20 protein-coding genes and 2 pseudogenes are annotated in these 22,006 nt (G+C 29.5%); 12 read left to right on the plus strand and 10 right to left on the minus strand.

Annotated features, from left to right (window positions below):
* Positions 1–158: 158 nt before the first annotated feature.
* Genes ACOTU8_RS08280 through bamA form a run of 7 tightly spaced genes read right to left on the minus strand, consistent with a single transcriptional unit; the run spans position 159 to position 6,666 of the window.
* Entirely contained in the window at positions 159–1,076 is a 918-nt protein-coding gene (locus ACOTU8_RS08280) for a tRNA dihydrouridine synthase (protein WP_422342492.1), read from the minus strand.
* Positions 1,073–2,059, minus strand: coding sequence for a hypothetical protein (locus tag ACOTU8_RS08285; protein ID WP_422342493.1), 987 nt, complete (start codon positions 2,057–2,059; stop codon positions 1,073–1,075). The genes ACOTU8_RS08280 and ACOTU8_RS08285 overlap by 4 nt, the downstream gene beginning before the upstream one ends.
* Complete coding sequence (dksA, locus tag ACOTU8_RS08290) at positions 2,049–2,411, minus strand: molecular chaperone DnaK suppressor DksA (protein WP_002851949.1); 363 nt, start codon at positions 2,409–2,411, stop codon at positions 2,049–2,051. Before dksA ends, ACOTU8_RS08285 begins: the two co-directional genes overlap by 11 nt.
* Before the next feature lie 11 nt (positions 2,412–2,422).
* Entirely contained in the window at positions 2,423–2,872 is a 450-nt protein-coding gene (locus tag ACOTU8_RS08295) for a 23S rRNA (pseudouridine(1915)-N(3))-methyltransferase RlmH (protein ID WP_002857335.1), read from the minus strand.
* Position 2,873: 1 nt separating this feature from the next.
* Positions 2,874–3,716, minus strand: a complete 843-nt coding sequence (gene accD / locus ACOTU8_RS08300; protein WP_002857277.1) for an acetyl-CoA carboxylase, carboxyltransferase subunit beta — start codon at positions 3,714–3,716, stop codon at positions 2,874–2,876.
* 8 nt (positions 3,717–3,724) lie between these two features.
* Positions 3,725–4,447 carry an inositol monophosphatase family protein gene (locus ACOTU8_RS08305; RefSeq protein WP_134224972.1) on the minus strand — a complete coding sequence of 241 codons (723 nt, stop codon included), beginning with the start codon at positions 4,445–4,447 and terminating at the stop codon, positions 3,725–3,727.
* Positions 4,447–6,666, minus strand: coding sequence for an outer membrane protein assembly factor BamA (bamA, locus tag ACOTU8_RS08310; RefSeq protein WP_422342494.1), 2,220 nt, complete (start codon positions 6,664–6,666; stop codon positions 4,447–4,449). Before bamA ends, ACOTU8_RS08305 begins: the two co-directional genes overlap by 1 nt.
* Positions 6,667–6,742: 76 nt before the next feature.
* On the opposite strand from bamA, the gene ACOTU8_RS08315 reads away from it, so the two are divergent.
* The 11 genes and pseudogenes from ACOTU8_RS08315 (at position 6,743) to ACOTU8_RS08365 (ending at position 18,232) form a co-directional block, all read left to right on the plus strand.
* On the plus strand, positions 6,743–7,570 hold the full coding sequence (locus tag ACOTU8_RS08315) for a prephenate dehydrogenase (RefSeq protein ID WP_002860956.1): 828 nt from the start codon (positions 6,743–6,745) through the stop codon (positions 7,568–7,570).
* A gap of 79 nt (positions 7,571–7,649) precedes the next feature.
* Positions 7,650–9,023 carry a M23 family metallopeptidase gene (locus tag ACOTU8_RS08320; protein ID WP_422342495.1) on the plus strand — a complete coding sequence of 458 codons (1,374 nt, stop codon included), beginning with the start codon at positions 7,650–7,652 and terminating at the stop codon, positions 9,021–9,023.
* Positions 9,023–9,907 carry a UDP-3-O-acyl-N-acetylglucosamine deacetylase gene (gene lpxC / locus ACOTU8_RS08325; protein WP_412690758.1) on the plus strand — a complete coding sequence of 295 codons (885 nt, stop codon included), beginning with the start codon at positions 9,023–9,025 and terminating at the stop codon, positions 9,905–9,907. Before ACOTU8_RS08320 ends, lpxC begins: the two co-directional genes overlap by 1 nt.
* A gap of 38 nt (positions 9,908–9,945) precedes the next feature.
* Positions 9,946–10,347: a tRNA threonylcarbamoyladenosine biosynthesis protein TsaB gene (locus ACOTU8_RS08330; RefSeq protein WP_422342496.1), complete on the plus strand. Its 402-nt coding sequence runs from the start codon at positions 9,946–9,948 to the stop codon at positions 10,345–10,347.
* 8 nt (positions 10,348–10,355) lie between these two features.
* Positions 10,356–11,234: a homoserine kinase gene (gene thrB / locus ACOTU8_RS08335; protein WP_422342497.1), complete on the plus strand. Its 879-nt coding sequence runs from the start codon at positions 10,356–10,358 to the stop codon at positions 11,232–11,234.
* Positions 11,235–11,258: 24 nt separating this feature from the next.
* Positions 11,259–11,516, plus strand: a complete 258-nt coding sequence (locus ACOTU8_RS08340; protein ID WP_422342498.1) for a DUF448 domain-containing protein — start codon at positions 11,259–11,261, stop codon at positions 11,514–11,516.
* Positions 11,503–14,118, plus strand: coding sequence for a translation initiation factor IF-2 (infB, locus tag ACOTU8_RS08345; protein WP_422342499.1), 2,616 nt, complete (start codon positions 11,503–11,505; stop codon positions 14,116–14,118). The genes ACOTU8_RS08340 and infB overlap by 14 nt, the downstream gene beginning before the upstream one ends.
* Complete coding sequence (gene rbfA / locus ACOTU8_RS08350; protein ID WP_422342500.1) at positions 14,115–14,477, plus strand: 30S ribosome-binding factor RbfA; 363 nt, start codon at positions 14,115–14,117, stop codon at positions 14,475–14,477. Before infB ends, rbfA begins: the two co-directional genes overlap by 4 nt.
* A complete protein-coding gene (rimP, locus tag ACOTU8_RS08355) occupies positions 14,467–14,889 on the plus strand; it encodes a ribosome maturation factor RimP (protein WP_422342501.1) in 423 nt (140 codons plus the stop codon). The genes rbfA and rimP overlap by 11 nt, the downstream gene beginning before the upstream one ends.
* A 203-nt stretch (positions 14,890–15,092) precedes the next feature.
* Positions 15,093–16,905, plus strand: a pseudogene (locus ACOTU8_RS08360) (AAA family ATPase).
* Positions 16,892–18,232 (plus strand): annotated as a pseudogene (locus tag ACOTU8_RS08365) (McrC family protein). The pseudogenes ACOTU8_RS08360 and ACOTU8_RS08365 overlap by 14 nt, the downstream one beginning before the upstream one ends.
* On the opposite strand, the gene ACOTU8_RS08370 reads toward ACOTU8_RS08365, so the two are convergent.
* From ACOTU8_RS08370 to ACOTU8_RS08380, 3 genes are read right to left on the minus strand one after another with little or no spacing between them, the layout of a single operon-like run.
* A complete protein-coding gene (locus ACOTU8_RS08370) occupies positions 18,221–19,024 on the minus strand; it encodes a metal ABC transporter permease (protein ID WP_422342502.1) in 804 nt (267 codons plus the stop codon). The pseudogene ACOTU8_RS08365 and the gene ACOTU8_RS08370 sit on opposite strands and share 12 nt — an antisense overlap.
* Positions 19,017–19,871, minus strand: coding sequence for an ABC transporter ATP-binding protein (locus tag ACOTU8_RS08375; protein ID WP_422342503.1), 855 nt, complete (start codon positions 19,869–19,871; stop codon positions 19,017–19,019). The genes ACOTU8_RS08370 and ACOTU8_RS08375 overlap by 8 nt, the downstream gene beginning before the upstream one ends.
* A gap of 11 nt (positions 19,872–19,882) precedes the next feature.
* Positions 19,883–20,761 carry a metal ABC transporter solute-binding protein, Zn/Mn family gene (locus ACOTU8_RS08380; protein WP_422342504.1) on the minus strand — a complete coding sequence of 293 codons (879 nt, stop codon included), beginning with the start codon at positions 20,759–20,761 and terminating at the stop codon, positions 19,883–19,885.
* A 233-nt stretch (positions 20,762–20,994) separates the two neighbouring features.
* On the opposite strand from ACOTU8_RS08380, the gene ACOTU8_RS08385 reads away from it, so the two are divergent.
* Positions 20,995–22,006: cache domain-containing protein (locus tag ACOTU8_RS08385; RefSeq protein WP_422342505.1), on the plus strand; the 1,012-nt coding region annotated here is incomplete at its 3' end.

The following is a 22,006-nucleotide window of genomic DNA, read 5'->3' on the forward strand; positions in this document are numbered from 1 at the left end:
GTTAAATGGCAAAATGTATACGTAGGCAGCGGAATCTCTTTTGATAGAGAATTTCATCAAGCAAAAGCTAATGGTTGGAAAGCAAGTAGTGAAAGTATAAATTCTTTTGCTAATTCTATAGCGGATAGACTTAATAATCTTATAGGGCAGACTAGGGTTTAGAAAAAACTTTCGATTTTTTCTTGCATTATCTTAGCATCATTGATACGATTGACTTCATCTCTAAAGGCTGAAGCGTCTTTATGCCCTTTAGAATACTCGTGTAAATGCTTGCGAAATATACTTACGCCTTGATCTTTGTAGTGTTTTATCATTTCATCAAAATGAGTGAGTATGATTTCTTTTTTGAGTTTTTTATCTACGTTTTTACCGCTTTTGATTTCATAAAATATCCAAGGATTTCCCACGCTTGCACGCCCTATCATGAGTCCATCACATTTTGTGATTTTATAAACTTCTTTAGCGTTTTGTGCGTTAATATCGCCATTTGCAATCACAGGAATTTTTACACTTGCTTTAGCACTAGCAATGGATTCATAATCGGCTTTTCCGCTATAAAGCTGTTTTCTTGTGCGTCCGTGGATGCTTACAAAATCCACCCCTAAGCTTTCACAAATTTTAGCCATTTTTTCAGGATATTTTTCATTAAATCCTAGTCGAAATTTCACACTTGTAAGGCTTTTTTTATTGTTTTCTTTAATTACTCCTACAAGATTTTTAAAAAGCTCTAAATTTTCTAGCAAAGCACTGCCAGCACATTGTTTAACAACTTTATTTACAGGGCAACCGCAATTAAAATCGATCCCATCTACAAAATCCATTTCATTTAGCATTTGCACTGCTTTTTTTAACACTTCTTTATCTCCACCTGCAATTTGGACTATATAGGGATTTTCTAATTCAGCTCTTTCTAGCATATGTAAAGTTTTAGAACTTTCATAAACTAAGGCATTAGAACTTATCATTTCACTTATGGTAATATCAGCACCAAATTTTTTTACTACATTACGAAAAGGCAGATCTGAAAAACCTGCCATAGGGGCTAAAAACAAGGGTTTTTTGCTAAAATCTATCATTGTATGAGTTGGTTTAGATCGATTTTGATATTTTTTTCACGCAAGGCTAAGAAGGCTTTAAAATTATTAAATTTCTTATCATCATTGTGAATTTGCTCTCTTAACTCATCTAAAAGTCCAAATTCAGCTAAAAGATATAAATACGCTCTTAAAGCTTCGCTTTTTTCATTTTTAATTTTGTTAAAAATTCCTAAAATAGCATCAGGATTTAAAAGTTTAGTACTTAGTTTTGCTGCGTTAAGATAGTCTTTTTCGCTTAATATGTTGTGTGAAAGTAAAACTTCGTATTCTGCTGCACTAAGTTCTAAATTTCCTTCTTTAAAACGCTTGATAAGTGTGAGAATTTGAGAAGGCTTTTTAGGGATTTTTACATTTTTAATTTGCTCATAACTAGCTTTTTCTATAAGAGTGTTAAAAGCAATTTCTTCAAATTCATCTTTGATTTCATTAAGGTTTTTAAGTTTGTTATAGGCATAATTTGCATCGTTTTTGAGATGATTTTTTTCATTTTGCAAATATAAAACATTGTTATTTTCGAGTTTAAATTTGCTAAGGTTAAAAAATTCGTTTTTATTTAAACCATCAATAAGATCTAAAATTTCGTTGATTTTATTTGAGTGTGGAATTTTTTCATGTGTTTTTATGGTTTTAAAAAGTTGTGCTACAGCTCTAAATTCTTTTGTTTGAAAAGTGGTTTTAAGATCTTTTTCAAGGAGTAAATCTTGAGTATAAGCTTCAAATTTAGCTGCATCTTTAAAAAAATGCTTAAATTTTAAATAACGCAAAAATCCATAAAATGCTATGTGTAAAACGGCTAAAATCATATAAATAAATAAAGGAATAACAAGCCATATCATAATAGGTAGTTCAAAGGTATAAGTGCTGATATTTAGAGTATAGCTTCCTAGTTCTAGATGCCAAGCAAAGGCAAAAATAAGTGCTATATAAATAAAACTTGCAAGTAAGAAGAGTTTAATTTTCATGTTTTTTTCCTTGTTCTGCAATTTGACGGCAAGTGATACAATATCTTGCGTGAGGTTTGACTTTTAGTCTTTGAGAGTCGATTTCATCATCGCAAGATTCGCAAATTCCATAAGTGCCGTTTTTGATTTTATCTAAAGAATCTTCGATTTCTATAAGTTCTTCTTTGAGATTGGTACTGATAGCAAAGTCAATTTGAGAGCCTGTTTCTATGACAGAAAAATCTACACTATCGCTTGGGACGCTATTGTGAAGAGCTTCGATTTCATTCGAATTGCTTTGCAAATTTTCTAAGATGGCTTTTTTTCTTTCTTCTAAAATATTTTTGAAATTTTGTATTTCATTTTTTTTCATTTTAAAACTTTCTATTTGTGATAAGGGTGATTGTTGTTGATGCAAAATGCACGATAAATTTGTTCTAAAAGTAAGGTTTTAACAAATTGATGTGCTAAAGTAAGTTTGCTTAATGATAGTCTAAAATCCAAACTTTGATTAAATTCTTCTCTTAAACCATAAGCACCGCCTATAAAAAAACTTAATTCATTTTTATCTTGGATGAGTTTTGCAAATTCTATACTTGTAAGATCTTTCCCTTTTTCATCAAGAGCGATACAATAGCCTTTTTTATAAGGCATAAAAGCTTCTTCATAGCTTTTTTTTGCTTCTATGGCATTTAAATTTTGAGCTAAGGCTATTTTTTTATTAAAAACATTTATTTCTTTTAAAGTGGCGTATTTGGAGATGAGTTTAGAGTATTTCTCACTCCAAGTTTTAAATTCATCACTTTTTTGAATACAAAAGATATTAACTTGCAAATTATTTTCCACTAAAAAATTTTAGTACATCGCTAAGATATTGTTTTTGTTCTCCTCTTTCAACTATGGCATCTATAAGTCCATGTTCTAACAAGAACTCTGCTTTTTGAAAGCCTTCAGGTAAATCTGCTCCTATGGTTTGTTTGATAACTCTTGCACCAGCAAAACCTACTAAAGCTTCAGGTTCAGCGATGATTAAATCTCCAAGCCAAGCAAAAGAAGCACTTACCCCACCCATAGTAGGATCAGTTAAAATGCTAATATAAGGAAGTTTTTCTTTGCTAAGAAGTTTAAGTGCGGCGCTAGTTTTGCTCATTTGCATTAAAGAATAAGTACTTTCTTGCATTCTAGCTCCACCACTTGCACTTACGATGACAAGAGGGGTTTTACTTGTGATGGCTCTTTGTATAGCTCTAACGATTTTTTCTCCTTCAACAGAACCTAAAGATCCGCCCATAAAAGAAAAATCAAATACAACAAGTTGGGTTTTTAAACCATTGATTTCACATTCTCCACTGATGACAGAACTTTTTCTACCTGTTTTACTTTCACCTTCGCTAAGGCGTTTTTTATAGGATTTGCTATCAACAAATTTTAAAGGATCTATAGCTTCTAAATTTGCATCATACTCAATAAAACTGCCTTCATCACTTAAAAGTTTAATACGTTCATCAGCTGAAATTCTCATGTGATAATTACATTTAGGACAAACATTAAAACAAGATTCTATTTCTTTATAATACATCAAAGCATGACAACTTTGGCATTTTACCCAGTGATTTGGAGCTTCTTTAATACTAGGTTGTTGTCTTCTTATTTTTGAAAAAATATCTGCAAAATTCATATATTCACCTAATTATTTTTTAAAAATTCTAAGATTATATCAAAAATTTTCTTGTCTTGGCTTAGGAGAAGGAAATTTTCATTTTTTTCTATATATAAATTTTGATGAATTGTTAAAGCAGCTACTGTATCAAAAATTCGTGTTTTTCCAAGAATTAATACAAAACTAAAATACGAAGCATAAGCGAGACTTAAGGCTGTTGCACCCAAAGAGCGAAATTTTAATTGATTTTTTGTTAAAAAATCGAGAAGCTCTGGATAAAGTGAAATTTTTTCAACTATACCTATTTTAGAAAATAGATTAGGTGTTAAGGGTGAGTATTTTGGATCGGAAAGATTGGATTTAAAAGCTTGATTGTTATTAAAAGCAAAAATTTCTTGACTGACAAGATTGCAAACAAAAGCGCTTTTTGCTTGATCTTTTTCCATGAGAGCTACAGAAGTTCCATAAAATGGTATTTTAGAAACAAAATTTGAACTTCCATCCAAAGGATCAAGAATCATTTGTTTTGGGCTAGCTTTTCCGATCAATCCGCTTTCTTCAGAAAAAATTTGTCCAAAACAACTAAGATATTTTATGAAAATTTGTTCACATTTTAAGTCAAGCTCATAGCCTTGATTTTTATCATAGCCTAATTTAGAGCAAAGTTTAAGATCATTTTGTGGGATATTGTTTAGATACTTGCGTATTTGCAAATTTGCATTCAAGCAAGCATCTAAAAATTCTTTCATTAAAAGCGTGTTCCAAGATTAAATTCAAAACTATTAGTATCATCACCTTTTTTATCATTAAGAGGTTTGGCAAATACAAGCTGTAAAGGTCCAATAGGTGTAATCCATTCAATGCCTATACCTGTACTCATTCTTTTTATTTCATCTAAATTTTTACGTCCTATCATACCATAATCAAAAAACACGCTACCACGAAGTTTGATTCTATCAATCAAAGGAAAACTAAGTTCTACGGAATTGGCAAAAGCTATGGTTCCGCCTACTTCATCTCCCCATTGATTTTTGGGGCTTACCGTTCTGCTTTCAAAACCGCGTATCGATCTAATACCACCTAAATAAATTCTTTGATTAATTGGCAAATAGCCTTCATCCCATACTTTATAAAAACTCGCTTTATAGCGATAAATAAGATCATATCCTATATAGTCTTGCAAACCTTGATAAAAGTTAAATTTAGAGCTTGATGAAATAAATTCTTGATCTCCGCCAAGTCCAGCGTATTCTAAACTAGTTGAAGCAATGATACCTGATCGTGGCAGATAATAATCATCTGTATTGTTAAAGGTGATTGCTGGAGTTATAGAGCTTTTAATACTTTTGCCAAGTTCATATCCTGTTCTTAAAAGAGTTGGACTTAAGTGATATATATCGCTTTGTTCAAGATTATAAGTTAAGCTTACATTATAGTATCTTGCAAATTGGCGTCCAACTGTTATATCAAAGCCGTAATTTTTTTCTGAATAATTATCCCATTCATAGTCATTTGAATAAAGTGTTCCACCCAGACTATATTGACTATCAAGAACGCGTGGATTTATGAGACTAATCCTTCCTGATAAGGTATCATCGCTTTTATCTACGCTTACAGAACTTTTTATTCCTGAACCAAAGATATTTGTATCTGATAATGAAGCATTAAGCAAAATACCATCGCTTGATCCATAGCCAATGCCTCCAGAAATAGCTCCTGTAGAAGCTTCTTTAACATCAACAATCAAATCAATATGTGTATCATCAACTTTTTCTTCTTTGATATTTACATCGTCAAAATAAGAAGTTCTTTTTAAAGCATTTTTTGACTCGCTTAAGTCTGTTCTATTGTATAAATTACCTTCTGTTATATATAATTCTCGGCGTATGACGCGATCTACAGTACGTGAATTTCCTGAAATAATAACATTTCTTATATAAACTTTATCATGAGGGATTACTTTAAATACAACGGTGGCTTCTTGAGTTTGATCATTTTTTTGAATATCAGGATAGACTTCTACAAACGCATAACCCAAATCAGCACTTTGTGTTTCTATGGTTTTAACATCTTTTCTAATGTCTTCGATATTGATAGTTTTGCCAGCGCTTGATCTTAAATCTTTTACGGTTTGTGCATTTTGCTTATCATCAAATAAAGGATTTTCTATGCTTATACTTTTAATTTTATAAGGCTTTCCTTCTTTGATAAAATAAGTCAAATTTGCTTGATAAGTATCTGTGTAGGTTTTAAGATAAGGCGAAGATACTTGAACATCTAAATATCCTTTTTTCATATATTCATCAGCAATTCTTGAACTATCGTTACTAAGTTCAAAAACTTTTAATTTTCCATCATTGCGTCCCCACATCCATCCCATAAATTCTTTTTCTTTGTTAACAACAGCAGGTTCTATATCAGAATATGAAAATTTCTTGGCTCCACTTAAATGAACATCATCGATAATAATATTTTCGCCACGATTTACTATAAATTCAAGCTCTAGTCCATCAGTATTTTCTAAAGTCTTTTTTTTGTATTCTACAATAGTATCAAAATAACTTTTTGCTTCATAATAAGCTTTAATGCGTTCAATAGCTTCTTTTATACTTCCTTCATCAAGTAGTGTGCCTCTTTTAATCCCTAAAATACTTTCAATTTGTTTTCTATCATTTGAAGCTATACCTGTGATAGTAACCTTTGCTATAGTTGGTTTTTCAGTAACTATAATTTCTAAAATTCCATTGTTATTATCTACCGCGATATTTTCAAAATAATTTTGTTTATAAAGATTAAGAATAGCAGTGTTGATTTTTGCAGGATTTATTTCCTCGCCTATTTTAAGCCCTGTAATATTCATGGCACTTGTATTTGATAAGTGGTTTAATCCGATAAATTTAATATCTTTAATGGTTGCTGCATTGACTATAGCAACTAAAGCACAAATACTAATAAGATGTTTTTTCATTGATTTTTTACCTAAAGCTTTATTAAAATCTGTATAATAGCAAAAAAAATTTAACAAAAAAACTAAGGTAGAAAGTATGAAAATAGCAATTATAGGGCTTGGGCTTATGGGTGGATCTTTAGGGCTTTGTTTGAAAGAAAATAAGCTTATTTCTTGTGTTTATGGTATGGATTTAAGTAAAGAAAATGAAAAAGATGCCCTGCGATTAGGTCTTATTCATGAGCTTATAGAATTTAAAGATTTAGCTTTATGTGATATGATTTTTGTCGCAACTCCTGTTAATGCTATTATAGAAATTTTGCAAAAGTTAGTTGATTTGCCTTCTAATGTAACAATTATAGAGCTTGGAAGTACAAAAAGAAAAATTATAGAAAGTTTGCCTAAGAATTTAATCAAACAAACTCTTTTTGCTCATCCTATGACAGGAACTGAAAATTCAGGCCCAAAAGCGGCTTTTAAAGAGCTTTATAAAGATGCAGTTTGTGTTCTTTGTGATAGTGAAATAGCTGATGACTTGCATCAAAAACGAGCAGTGGAAATTTTTTCTCATTTAGGGATGAAAATTGTTTTTATGGATAGTAAAGCCCATGATCATCATGCTGCTATTATTTCTCATTTGCCTCATGTTATAAGTTTTTCTTTGGCAAATTTTGTAATGAAAGAAGAGGATAAAAGAAATATTGTTCATTTAGCTGGAGGATCTTTTAAAGGTATGAGCAGAATTGCCAAATCATCGCCACAAATGTGGGAAAGTATTTTTTTACAAAATAAAGATAACTTATTAAGTTCTATTGATTTTTTTCAACAAGAATTAGAGAGATGTAAACAAATGATACAATTAGACAAAAATGATGAATTAAGAGAATGGATGAAACAGGCTAATACTCTAAGAGAAATTTTATAAATTTGCTAGATATTTACTGAAAATATAATAGAATTTATACTAAAAACAACAAAAACATTGAAAATTTTTAAGGAAGGTTATGGCAAAAAGAAAAGGCAAAACTTATTTATCTGTTTTAATTTTAGTTTTAATAGCAATTTTGATTTTTTTTATTTCAAGATTAAGTATTTTTGAAAAAAATCCTCCTCAAATTTTAATGCCAGATGTTGTATATACTGATCTTAAAAAACCTATTTTAGTGCATGTTAAAGATGATGAAAGTTTTATCAAAAATGTACAAATTATATTGCATAAAGACGACAATACTAGTGCAATGATTATAGCAGATGAAAAGATTTCTAATTTAAAAGATATTACCTTACAAGTTGCTTTGCCAAAATTTGGTTACAAAGAAAATGTAAAATCTTTTGTTTTAGAGGTGATAGCTAAAGATTCTAGTTTTTGGAATTTTTTTAGTGGCAATGAAGCAAGAAAACAAATTGCGGTATTAGTAGATAATACGGCTCCAAAAATCAATATCATAAGCAATTCTTACCAAATCGAGCAAGGCGGTGCTGGGGCAGTTGTTTTTAAGGCCGATGATGCTAATTTAGATAAGGTGTATATAGAAACAAATAAAGGTAAAATCTTTAAAGTTACACCTTATGTAAAAGAAGGGTATTATGCGGCTTTGATTGCTTGGGATGCAAGAGATGAGGAATTTCGCGCATTTGTTATCGCTACGGATAAAGCGGGAAATATTTCAAAAGAACGTATAAGGTATTATTTTGTTAATCGTAAATATCGTGTTTCAAATATTAATTTAACGGATAAATTTTTAGATGGAAAGATTGAGAATTTAGCCAATCAATACGCTCCAAAAGATAATAATCTCAATCGTTATGAAAAATTTAAGTTTGTCAATGAAACTTTAAGAAATAGCAATGAAGAACTTATCCATGAAATCACTTCAAAAGTACCTGAGGAAAAAATTGATAATTTTGATTTGAATTTATTTTTACCTCTTAAAAATGGTATGAAAGTAGCGGATTTTGCTGATCATAGGTATTATTCTTATAATGGGCAATTTGTGAGTGATTCTTATCATATGGGGCTTGATTTAGCAAGTGTAGCACAAGCTCCTATCATAAGTAATAACGCAGGCAAGGTTGTTTTTGCTGCTGAAAATGGAATTTATGGTTTAAATTTAATTGTTTATCATGGTTTTGGTGTTTATAGTCTTTATGGGCACTGTTCTTCTAAAAATGTTGATTTAGATGAAATAATCAATAAACAAAGCATTATAGGTAAAACAGGAACAAGTGGTTTAGCTTTGGGCGATCATTTGCATTTTGGAGTTTTAGTTCAAGGTGTTGAAACCCGTCCTGAACAATGGCAAGATAAAAAATGGATAGAAAATAATATTTATAATGTCTTAAATGATGGTAAAAAGATAATTTTAGGAAAAAATTAATGAAACAATTAACTTTAGCAAAAACTGTCAAAGGCGTAGGTATAGGACTTCATAAGGGTGAACCCATAGAAATTACTTTAGAGCCTTTAGAAGCAAATAGTGGTATAGTATTTTTTAGAAGTGATCTTAATGCAAGCTATAAGGCAAGTCCTGAAAATGTGATCAATACTCAAATGGCAACTGTTTTAGGAGATGAAAGAGGGTTTATTTCTACAATAGAGCATTTAATGAGTGCGATTAATGCTTATGGAATCGATAATGTACGCATAGTTTTAAATGCAAATGAAGCTCCTGTTATGGATGGATCGAGTATTAGTTTTTGTATGATGCTTGATGAAGCAGGGGTAAAAGAACTTGATGCGCCTAAAAAAATTATGGTAATTAAAAAGCCTATAGAAGTAAGAGATGGTAATAAATTTGTGCGTTTAACTCCTACCAAAGAGCCTCGTATTAACTATACGATTAAATTTGACAATGCTGTTATAGGTGAACAAAGTTATAATTTTGAATTTAGTAAGAAAAATTATATAGAAAACATAGCAAGGGCTAGAACTTTTGGTTTTTTAAAAGATGTTCAAGCTCTTAGGAGTATGAATTTAGCATTAGGTGGAAGTTTGGAAAATACTATAGTGGTAGATGAAAATCGTATTTTAAATCCTGAAGGTTTGCGTTTCAAAGATGAGTTTGTAAGACATAAAATTTTAGATGCAATTGGAGATTTAACCTTACTTGGATATCGTGTTTTTGGAGATTATACTTCATATGCTGGGAGTCATCATTTAAATCATTTGCTTACTAAAGAAGTTTTAAAAGATAAAGATGCTTATGAAATCATAAGTCTTGAAAAAACAACTCAAAAAGCTTATGAAAAGGTATTTGCATAAAAACCTCTCTTTTGCTTAATGCCTTATCTAAGCCTTTAATGATCGGAATTTATCAAGATGATAAACTTATAAAAACTTATAAAAGTGAAGAAAAAGTAAGCGAATTTTTACCAAAAATTTTAGATGAATTGCTTAAAGAATATGATTTTACAAGTTTAATCTATGCCAATGGTCCAGGTTCTTATATGGGGATTAAAATTTCTTATGTAAGTTTGAGTACTTTAAGCATGGTAAAAAATATTCCTTTATTTGCGGTGAGTGCTTTTGAATTAAATGGCTATAAACCCATAAGTGCAAATAAAAATTTTTGTTTTGTATACAAGGAAGGTGAAATTTGTTTAGAGCAAAATATCCCAGCAGAGTTTTTTTTACCAAAGAATTTACAAGAGCTTAAACTAAATAATGATAATCTTCCCTTTTATTTTTTAGATGCAATTTAGGATGAAATTTGAAAATTTTAGTTCCCGCTACGAGTGCAAATTTAGGACCAGGTTTTGATTGTTTAGGACTTAGTTTAAAGCTTTTTAATGAAACTCAAATCCAAAAATCAGGTGTTTTTAGCATTAGTGTTAGAGGTGAGGGCAGTGATAATATTTTTCTTAAAAAAAACAATATATTTGTAAATATTTTTTATGAAATTTATGAAAAACTAAGCGGAAAAAAAGATAATTTTCGTTTTATTTTTCAAAATAACATTCCTCTTTCAAGAGGGTTAGGAAGCTCTTCAGCTGTGATTGTTGGAGCTATTACTAGTGCTTATTATATGAGTGGATTTAAGGTAGAAAAAGAACGTATTTTAGATGAAGCTTTAATTTATGAAAACCATCCAGATAATATCGCTCCAGCTACTCTTGGTGGCTTTGTATGTTCTTTGGTTGAAAAAAATAAGATTTATAGCATTAAAAAAGAGATTGATCAAGATTTAGCCGCTGTTATTGTAATCCCAAATTTGGCAATGAGTACAGAACAATCACGCCAAGCTTTAGCTAAAAATCTAAGTTTTAATGATGCAGTTTTTAATCTTTCCCATGCTTCATTTTTAACCGCTTGTTTTTTGGAGAAAAAATATGAATTTTTAAAATTTGCAAGCAAAGACAAGCTCCATGAAATCAATCGTATGAAAAACTTACCCGAGCTTTTTGAAGTACAAAAATTTGCCTTAGAAAATAAAGCTTTAATGAGCACACTTTCAGGTTCGGGATCGAGCTTTTTTTCTTTAGCTTTTAAAGATGATGCTTTAGTTTTAGCAAAGAAAATGCAAACAAAATTTAAAGATTTTCGTGTGCAATATTTAGAATTTGATGATAATGGCTTTGAAATTTGCTAAAAAATATAAAAAAAAGATATAATTTTGAAAAAACATATACCAATTAGAATGTGCATAGTGTGTAAAAACCGCTTTGAGCAAAATATGTTATTTAGATTTAAAGTTGTTTTAGGGGATATTATGCCTAAAGCAGAATATGGAAGAAGTGGATATTTATGTCACAACTGTATTGAAAAAGAAGATAAAATCTTACAAAAAGCATTTTCTAAAGTATGTAAAAATTTAAATACTAAAATTACTCAGCAAGGACTTAAGGAGATATTTTTAAATGGCAAAGATTAGAATTCATGAAATCGCAAAAGAATTAGGTTATGATAGTAAGGAAATTATTGAAAAGGCAAATGAATTAGGGCTTGGAATTAAAACAGCATCAAATGCTGTAGAACCTGAGATTGCGGCAGCTATTTATGAGTATATACAAACAAGAGAAATTCCAGAAGCTTTTAAGAAAAATATCAAAACTCCTACGGCAAAAAAGCCTAAAAAAGAAAATACAAAAGAACAAGAAAAGCTAAATGAATTTGAAAAAAAAGAACCTAAAAAAGAAGAAAAACTTAAGCAAGAAGTTAAAAAAGAAGAAGTAAAAGTTGAAAAAGAAAATGCAAAAGAGGAAGAAAAACAAGAAATTATTGATGCTCATAAGCCGCAAAGTCTTGCTAGTGCAACTTTAGCTAAAAGACGCGGACTTGTTATTGTTAAAAAGAAAAAAGACGAAGAGGAAATTCAAGTTAAAAAAGAAGAAGTAAAAAATTCAAATGATATATCTATCAATAATGAAGAGCGCTTAAGTTTAAAAACCATGTTTTCAAATGCTGATGAGAGTTTAAAGAAAAAGAAAAAAGAAAAAAAATCTTTTGTTGCGAGTAAAAAAGAAAGTACTGAAAAAATGAATTTTTTAGATGAGCATGATTTTGGCGATATTTCTTTAGATGATGAAGATGAGGTAGTGTTACCTGATTTTAGTGTAAAAGAACAAGAAAAATCACAAAATATCAATAAAAAACAACCTAATTTTATAAGACAAGCTGTTGGAAATTCTGCGGGTTTTGGACTTGAAGGTGGAATTCAAAGAAGAAGTCGTAAAAAACCACCTAAAAAGATTGAAAAAAAGGAAGTAGAAGAAGTAAGTAGCGTTGCTATTTCTAAAGAAATTCGTGTGTATGAATTTGCTGATAAGATAGGAAAAAGCACTAGTGAAGTAATTTCAAAACTTTTCATGCTTGGAATGATGACAACAAAAAATGATTTTTTAGATGAAGATGCGATTGAAATTTTGGCTGCTGAATTTGGCATAGAGATTAATATCATCAATGAGGCTGATGAGTTTGATTATGTAAAAGACTATGAGGAAGAGATTAATGAAAAAGATTTAGTGACTAGAGCCCCTGTTATTACTATCATGGGGCATGTTGATCATGGTAAAACTTCTTTGTTAGATTATATCAGAAAATCACGCGTTGCAAGTGGTGAAGCAGGGGGTATTACTCAGCATGTGGGTGCTTACATGGTAGAAAAAAATGGACGTAAAATTACTTTCATTGATACTCCAGGTCACGAAGCTTTTACAGCAATGCGTGCAAGAGGGGCTAGTATAACTGATATTGTTATTATTGTTGTAGCAGCAGATGATGGGGTAAAACCTCAAACTAAAGAGGCTATAAATCACGCAAAAGCTGCTAATGTGCCTATTATTATAGCAATTAATAAAATGGATAAAGAAGGTGCAAATCCTGATATGGTAAAAACTCAACTCGCAGAAATGGAAATCATGCCAGTAGAATGGGGCGGATCTTATGAATTTGTAGGAGTTTCGGCTAAAACAGGAATGGGGATTGAAGATTTGCTTGAAATTGTACTTTTGCAAGCTGATATTCTAGAACTTAAATCAAACCCAAAAGCCTATGCAAAAGCAAGTATTATAGAAAGTTCTATCCAAAAAGGCCGTGGTGCAGTAGCTACAATTATCGTTCAAAATGGAACTTTAAAAGTTGGAGATACTGTCGTAGCGGGTGAGTCTTATGGAAAAGTGCGTGCCATAACTGATGATCAGGGTAAAACTCTAAAAGAAATTAAACCAGGTGAATGCGGAGTTATCGTAGGACTTAGCGAAGTAGCAGATGCGGGTGAAATTTTAATTGCGGTAAAAACAGATAAAGAAGCAAGAGAATACGCTAATAAACGCCACGAATATAATCGTCAAAAAGAGTTAAGCAAATCAACCAAAGTTAGTATTGATGAGCTTGGAGCTAAGATTAAAGAAGGCAATCTAAAAGCCTTGCCTGTTATTTTAAAAGCAGATGTGCAAGGATCTTTAGAGGCCTTAAAAGCAAGTTTAGAAAAACTTAGAAATGATGAGATTAAAGTAAATATCATTCATAGCGGAGTAGGGGGTATCACACAAAGTGATATAGAGCTTGCAAGTGCGAGTGAAAACTCTATTGTGCTAGGCTTTAATATACGACCAACAGGTGAGGTTAAAGAGCGCGCTAAAGATAAAGGCGTGGAGATTAAAACTTATAATGTAATTTATAATCTTTTAGATGATGTAAAAGCCTTACTTGGTGGTATGATGAGTCCTATTATTTCAGAAGAGCAACTTGGACAAGCAGAAATTAGGCAAGTGATCAATGTGCCAAAAATTGGACAAATTGCAGGTTGCATGGTAACTGAAGGAGTGATCAATCGTGGAGCTAAAATTCGCCTTATTCGTGATGGAGTTGTTGTATTTGAAGGTAATGTAAGCTCACTTAAACGCTTTAAAGATGACGCTAAAGAAGTGGCTAAAGGCTATGAGTGTGGTGTTGGGATACAAGGATGTGATGATATGAGAGTGGGAGATTATATAGAAAGTTATAAAGAAGTAGAGGAACAAGCAAGTCTATGAACCCAAGTGAGATTAAAAAACTACGCACTGAAAGTATCTTAAAAGAGTTAATCCCTGAAGCTTTGGCAAATTTAGATGATGAAAATTTGAAAAATTTGTGTGTAGTGGATGTAGAGTGCAAAAAAGGCAGATATGATGCTTTTGTGTATCTTGATAAAATGTTTTTTAATGTTCATGAGCAAGAAAAAATTTTATCTTCTTTAAAAAAGGCAAGTAGAGCTTTGCAAAATTATTGCATGAGCGAGCAGGGTTGGTATAGATGTCCAAATTTTCATTTTAAATTTGATGATAGATTAGAATATCAAAATCATATGGACGCTTTATTTGAAAAAATAAAAAAGGAAAAAAATGAATCTTGAGGCCTTATGTAAAGAAGTGGGACTTGATTTTTATGATGATGAACTAGTTAGTGAAAATGGTAAAAAAATTTATAGAATTTATGTACAAAAAGAAGGCGGGGTAAATCTTGATGATTGTGTAAGATTAAGTGAAATTTTATCCCCTCTTTTTGATGTCGAGACGCCTGTAAATGGAGAGTATTTTTTAGAAGTATCCTCACCTGGACTTGAAAGAAAACTTAGCAAGATAGAACACTTTGTAAAAAGTATAGGTGAACTTGTGAAGATCACAACCAATGAAAAAGAAAAAATCGAAGCAAAAATCATTGCTGTAGATGATGAAAATATCACTTTAGAAAATTTAGAAAATCAAGCAAAAATTATCTTAAATTTTAATGATATTAAAAAAGCCAGAACTTTTGTGGAGTGGTAATAAATTTAAAAGATTTAGATAAAAGATATAAAGAAACATAAGAGTTTTAAACTGAGAAAATATAAAGAAATTAGATTGACAAGTAGCGAAATTTATAAGCCTTTCAAATTTTTAAAGACTGTAAAAAATATCTTTCACGTTAGAGTGAAATATAAAAATCTTTATTAATATAATATAAAAATATATTTACAAAGGTTAAAATTATGAATAGTATTAAAGGTATAACTGGAGAATATAAAGATAAATTTAAAGAATATTTAATATATTTTTTTTGGAAAAGCTAAAAATGGAGAAGAACAATCTTACGCAAATGATCAAGAAAAGTTTAGCTTTTTAAAAAATTATGGTTTTAATACTTGTATAAAATATGCAGCAGGAAAATTTTATAAAAAGCCTTATATTATATTTGTAAGAAAAGATACTCCAGAATACGAAGCTTCTCAGGGTGTTTATGTATATTGCGAAATCGAAAGAAGTAGCGGAGAGATCAATATATGTATCGGGAAAGTAAGAAAAATAAAATTGATTATATTGCAAAAGGAAAAGTGGATGATTATAATAAAAAACACAACAACAAAACTTATAACTATAAGATTTTAGATAACGATATAGATTTGATTGTTGATAAAATTTTTGAAAATATGCAATGGTTTGAAAAGCTGCCATTGAGCGAAATTCAGAACAAAAAGGGTGGTAAAGAAATAATGAAAGATAATCAATCAAAATCACCTTTAAATCAAATTCTTTATGGACCTCCAGGGACAGGAAAGACTTATCATACTATAGATAAAGCTTTAGAAATTTTAGGTGAAAATTTAACAGGCAGAGATGAGAAAAAAGCTAAATTTGATGAGTATGTAAAAAATAGACAAATAGTCTTTACAACTTTTCATCAAAGTTATGGATATGGAGAATTTGTAGAAGGTATAAAGCCTATTATAGATAGTCCTAAAGTTAGTTCTAAAGAAATAGAATATGAAATAAAAGATGGAATTTTTAAAGAATTTTGCAAGAGGGCTCTTGATACAAAACAGAAATTTAACTTTGTTCAGATTAAGGATAATTTTTTAAATCATTGTAGAGAAAAAAATCAATAATATATAAAAATAAAGAATATAAATTTGAAGAACCAAATAATTTAGTTACTGGAAATTTAAAATCCATATTAACTATCTTTGAGAAATGATAGAGCAGATTGGTTTATCTTATAGTAATTTATCAGATGCAGAAATAGATAGATATGTAAGGTTGAAAATCAATAGTGATGATAATATCATAAATAATTACAAGATTATCTTAGATTATTTTTATTATAAATATATCAATTTTTCTTTTGTATTTATTATAGATGAAATCAATCGTGGTAATGTAAGTAAGATTTTTGGTGAGCTTATAACTTTGATAGAGCCTAGTAAAAGATTAGGAAATGAAGAAGCATTAGAATTAACTTTGCCTTATAGTGGTGAAAAATTTGGAGTACCTAAAAATGTATATATCATAGGTACTATGAATACAGCTGATAGAAGTATCACTTCTCTTGATACAGCTTTAAGAAGACGTTTTGAATTTGTTGAGATGATGCCTGATCCCGAAAAATTAAAAAATTTAAACTATAAAGATGTAGATTTGCAAAAGTTATTAATAGCTATCAACACTCGTATAGAATATTTGCTCGATAGAGAAAAAACCATAGGACATGCGTTTTTCATAGGTGTTGAAAATTTGGAGAATTTAAAAAAAGTTTTTCAGAATAAAATCATCCCATTTTTACAAGAATATTTTTATAATGATTATGCTTTGATTAATGCTGTTTTAAATTATAATGGTATGATTGAAAAAGGCGAAAAAGATGATAACTATTTACAAAAAATAAAAAATTTAGATGATGTTGATAGTGAGAAAAATATTTATAATATTACTCCATTTAATAATAAATCAGTGTGGGATGAAATAAAAACATACCAAGCTATTTATGGTGGAGAAAAACAAGATAAAAATGAAAATGACAAAGAGTAATACCTTTTCTATCATTGAACACCAAGCTTTTTCTAAAGAAGATTTAAAAGAAATTTTCAAGGAAAAGGCCGAAGGGTTTTATAAAGAGTTAGAAGACTTTGCAAAAAAATAATGAAAACTTTTTAGGCTTTAAAAACAAAAATACTTTAAAAGCTAAAAATTATGTAGGCATTATCCAAACCAAAAGCAGAGTTTTGGAAATTTTACCAAAATGCACAAATTTAGAAAGTTACAAGTTAGAAAAAGATTTTTCGACATACGATAAAGAAAAATTAAAAAAGTGGTATGATCTAAGCGAAGGTTTTAAAGATAATGAAATTTATGCAAACAATTTTAAATTTAACCCTAAAATTCTTTTAATCAATTTGCTAAAACCTTAAAAAACTCCCCCTTCAAAAAATCGCAAATTTCATCTTTGCAAAGTTTTAAAATTCCTTTATTTGAAGTGTTTATCACTATGTTTTTAGATGAATTTGATAGTGTGTATAAAAAAGGTTTAATGAGATCTTATGTAAATTGTGAGGATAATAGAGCTTTTTTAAAAGGAAAACTACTTTTTAGTGAGCATATTAAACAAAATCTAGTTCATAAAGAAAAATTTTTTATAAGTTGTGATGAGTTTGTTTTAGATATAGCGCCAAACCGTTTAATAAAATCTACTCTAAATTTCTTAAAATCCAAAACAAATATAAATAAATTTAGACTCATAAAGTCCTTGCAAATGCTTGATGAGGTGGAATTTTCTAAAAATTATGAAAAAGATTTTAGCTATAAAATTTCAAGACATTTTGATTATTATGAAAACTTGCTTTTATGGTGTAAAATTTTCTTAAAAAATGAAAGTTTTATGCCATATCATGGTAAAAATGAAGCTTTTGCTTTACTTTTTTCTATGGAAAAGCTTTTTGAAGATTATGTAGCCCATATGCTAAAAAAAGCAAATCCAAGTAAAAATATCAAAACTCAAAGCAGTGGAAAATACTTGATTTCAAAAAACGATGAAAAATGTTTTATGTTAAAGCCTGATTTATATATAGAAAATACAATGATTTTAGATACCAAGTGGAAAATTCCAGATAATGATGAAGATAAAAAGCACGGCATAGCACAAAGTGATTTGTATCAAATGTTTGCTTATGCTTGTAAATTTAAAATTCATGATATTAAGCTTGTGTATCCTTTGTGTGGTAGAACAATGAAATTAAAAGAAAAATTCGAAAGTCCTTTAGTATTTAATGCAGGAAAACATTTTTGGTTTGAATTTGAAAAGCATTATTCTAAAAAAGATATAAAAGCTCAAGTGCTTTTTGTACCCCTACCTTTTTAAAAATTTTCCTATCAAATGCACTAAAAAACCAAAACAAGCTACAGCTATGATGCAAGCACCACTTGAGAGATTAAGATAATAGCTAAGTATAAGTCCTAAAATACAAAAAATCATACTTAAAAAACTTGCTAAAATCATGATAAAACCAAGTCTTTTAGTGAAATTTTCAGCAATAAAGCTTGGGATACTAAGTAAGGCCATAACTAAAATAAGTCCTACAAGACGTATAGAAATAACTATACAAAAAGCCATAAGGGCAATTAAAAGATAATGAAAAAAACTAGTATTAATGCCACGAACTTTTGCAAATTCAACATCAAAACTTAAAGCTTCAAACTGTCTGTAAAATAAAACTATCAAAATTATTACTACTATATCAACTATAGTCATAAGCCATAAATCTTGTGTTCCTATAGCTAAGATACTTCCAAAAAGATAAGCCATTAAATCTGTGTTATAACTAGGGCTTAAATCGATTAAAATAATCCCAACAGCCATTCCAAAAGCCCAAATTACAGCGATAATGCTATCGCTTCTGTGTTCATAGCGTTTAGCTAAAAAAGCTACTAAAAAAGCCAAAAATAAAGTAAATATTCCCGTGCTTAATAAAATAGGCAAGGAAAAATAAAAAGCTATACCTATACCCCCAAAAGCCCCATGTGTTATGCCTCCAGCCATAGAAAAAAGGCGATTTATCATTACTAAAGTGCCTATAATTCCACAGGCTATACTGACTAAAATCGCTCCTAGTAAAGCGTTTTGAAAAAAGGTGAAATTTAAAATTTCAAGCATTATTTTCCTTTGAAAATTTTAAACAAAAATTTTCTTTTTTAAATTCTGTTTTTTTCAAATTTCTTCTTGTAAATTCTTGTTCGCATAGTTTTTTACTATCACAATTTTCTTCATCACAAAAACAAGAATTTAAACTCATTTCTACATCACAAAAATGAGAATGGTTTTCGTATAAATGTTTTAAAAATGAACTTTTTTCTTTTTCTTTAGTATTGGTATGTAAAAAGAGTTCTTTATTTAAATGAGCTATTTTGTCGCTATAAGCTAATACAAGGTTGATATCGTGACAAATGAGTAAAATTCCCATGCCTTTTTGGTGTAAGGAACTTAGAAGTTCAAAAATTTGTATAGCGGACTTGTTATCAACGCTTGCGGTAGGTTCATCTAAAATAAGCATTTTACATTCACTAGCTAAGGCTCTTGCGATAAAAACACGTTGTCTTTGTCCTCCACTTAGAGAATCAATCGTTTTGTTCCAAAATTTTTCCATTCCTACGCTTTTTAAAGCTTGCATAGCTTTTTCTTTATCTTTTTTGCCATAAAAACCAAAAATTTTTTTACTCACAAGTCCCATAAGAACGATTTCAAGTACTCTTGGACAAAAGTTAGGATTGGCTAGAGTGTGTTGAGGAACATAGCCTATTTCTTTTCTTTGAAGAGCTTTAAAATAGATTTTATTTTTGGATTTTAAAAGCCCTAAGATAAGTTTTATAAGGGTTGATTTTCCTGCACCATTTGGACCAATGATAGAGAGAAAATCTTTACTATCATAGCTAAGATTAATATCTTTTAAAACTGCTTCGTTTCCATAAGCATAGTTAAGATTAGAAATTTCAAAAAAAAGCATTAAAAACCTAGTTATAAATTATGAGAAAAAGCATCAGCAGTTTTTAAAAGCTCATTTTCCCAATCATAAGATAAATGATCTATTTTGTAAATTTTTGCATCACATTCTTTAGCGAGTGTTTTTGCTGCATTTTCAGGGAATCCATTTTGAACAAAAATAACTTTTATGTTTTTATTTTTCACTAGAGTAATAAGATTTTGTAAATCTTTGCTTTTTGGTTCTTTACCTAAAATTTCTACAGGAATTTGTGTAAGATTATAGCGTTTTGAAAAATATGTCCAAGAAGGATGATAAACTACAAATTCTCTATTTTTTAATTTTTCTAATTTTGATGCAATTTGTAAATTTAAACTATCTAATTCTGCTAAAAATTTATCTAAATTTTGTTTATATAAATTTTTATTTTGTGGGTATTTTTGAATCAAGGTATCATAAATATTTAAAGCCATGGTTTGGACTAAAATAGGATCTAACCAAGTATGAGGATCAAAATGTTTATGCGAGTGATTGTGTGAATGTTCGTGTTCATCAGTTTCGATTAAGTTTATATTTTTTTGCATATTTGCAATTTCAAGTTTTGGGAAATTTTGTTTAAATTTATCCACAAAAACTTTTTCAAATTCTAAACCTATAGTAAAGTAAATATCGCTTTTTTCAAGTTTTTTCATAGTGCTTGGTTTGAATTCAAAATTATGTTCATTACTATTTGGAGGTAAAATTACATTAACATTTAAAGTATCTGCGGCTATTTTTTTAACAAAAAATGCTTGAGGTGCTATACTAACACTAACTAAATTACTACTAGTATTTTGTTCTTGCTTTAAATTTTTAGCCTGTATGAAAGTATAAAATACCCCTAAAGATAAGATAAATAATATAATTTTTTTCAAAATATTTCCTTCAATATAAATTTTTCTAAATTATAACGATATTAAGCTTAATACATAAGAATTTTTGAAACAGTATTTAAATAAAAATAATAAATATAAATTAATTTAAATATTTATTAAATAAAATTTAATCACTTTTAGATTTAAGTAAAAATTTAAAGTTTTTAATTTACAATTCTAAAACTTTATGAAGATATCCCTATAAAATAATATTAGAAAGGAGCGCTTAAATTATGAAAAGCGTAAAATTGAAGGTTTCATTGATTGCAAATTTAATCGCAATAGTGTGTTTGATAATTTTAGGTGTTGTAACATTTATGTTTGTAAAGCAAGCAATTTTTCATGAAGTTGTAAAAGCTGAAACAAACTATGTTAAAACAGCTAAAAATTCTATGGAGTCTTTTAAGGTAAGAAATTCTTTAGCTCTTGAAAGTTTGTCTAAAAGTATTTTAAAGCATCCTGTAGAACAGTTGGATAACCAAGATGCTTTAATGCGTTATATTGGAAAAGATTTAAAGGATTTTAGAGATGCTGGAAGATTTTTAGCAGTTTATATTGCTCAGCCAAACGGTGAACTTGTTGTAAGTGATCCAGACTCTGATGCTAAAAATTTAGATTTTGGAACTTATGGAAAAGCTGATAATTATGATGCTAGAACAAGAGAGTACTATATAGAAGCAGTAAAGCAAAATAAGCTTTATATTACTCCATCTTATATAGATGTAACTACAAATTTACCTTGTTTTACATACTCTACCCCTCTTTATAAAGATGGTAAATTTATAGGAGTTTTGGCTGTAGATGTTCTTGCGGCAGATTTGCAAGCTGAATTTGAAAATTTACCAGGCAGAACTTTTGTATTTGATGAAGAAAATAAAGTATTTGTTTCTACAGACAAAACTCTTTTGCAACAAGGTTATGATATTAGCACAATTGCAAATCTTGTGAAAACCAAGAAAGATCTTGAACCTTTTGAGTATACCAGATCAAAAGACGGCAATGAAAGATTTGCTGTATGTACAAAAGTTTCTGGAGTTTATACTGCCTGTGTTGCGGAGTCAGTAGAACAAATAGAATCTCCAATATATAAAATTGCATTTATACAAACTACTATTGTTATTTTTACAAGTATTGTTAGCGTAATCCTCCTTTATTTCATCGTATCAAAGTATCTCTCTCCACTTGCAGCTATCCAAACAGGTTTAACTTCATTCTTTGACTTCATCAATCATAAAACAAAAAATG

The sequence above is a fragment of the Campylobacter jejuni genome (assembly GCF_049221745.1).
Lineage (GTDB): Bacteria > Campylobacterota > Campylobacteria > Campylobacterales > Campylobacteraceae > Campylobacter_D > Campylobacter_D jejuni_E.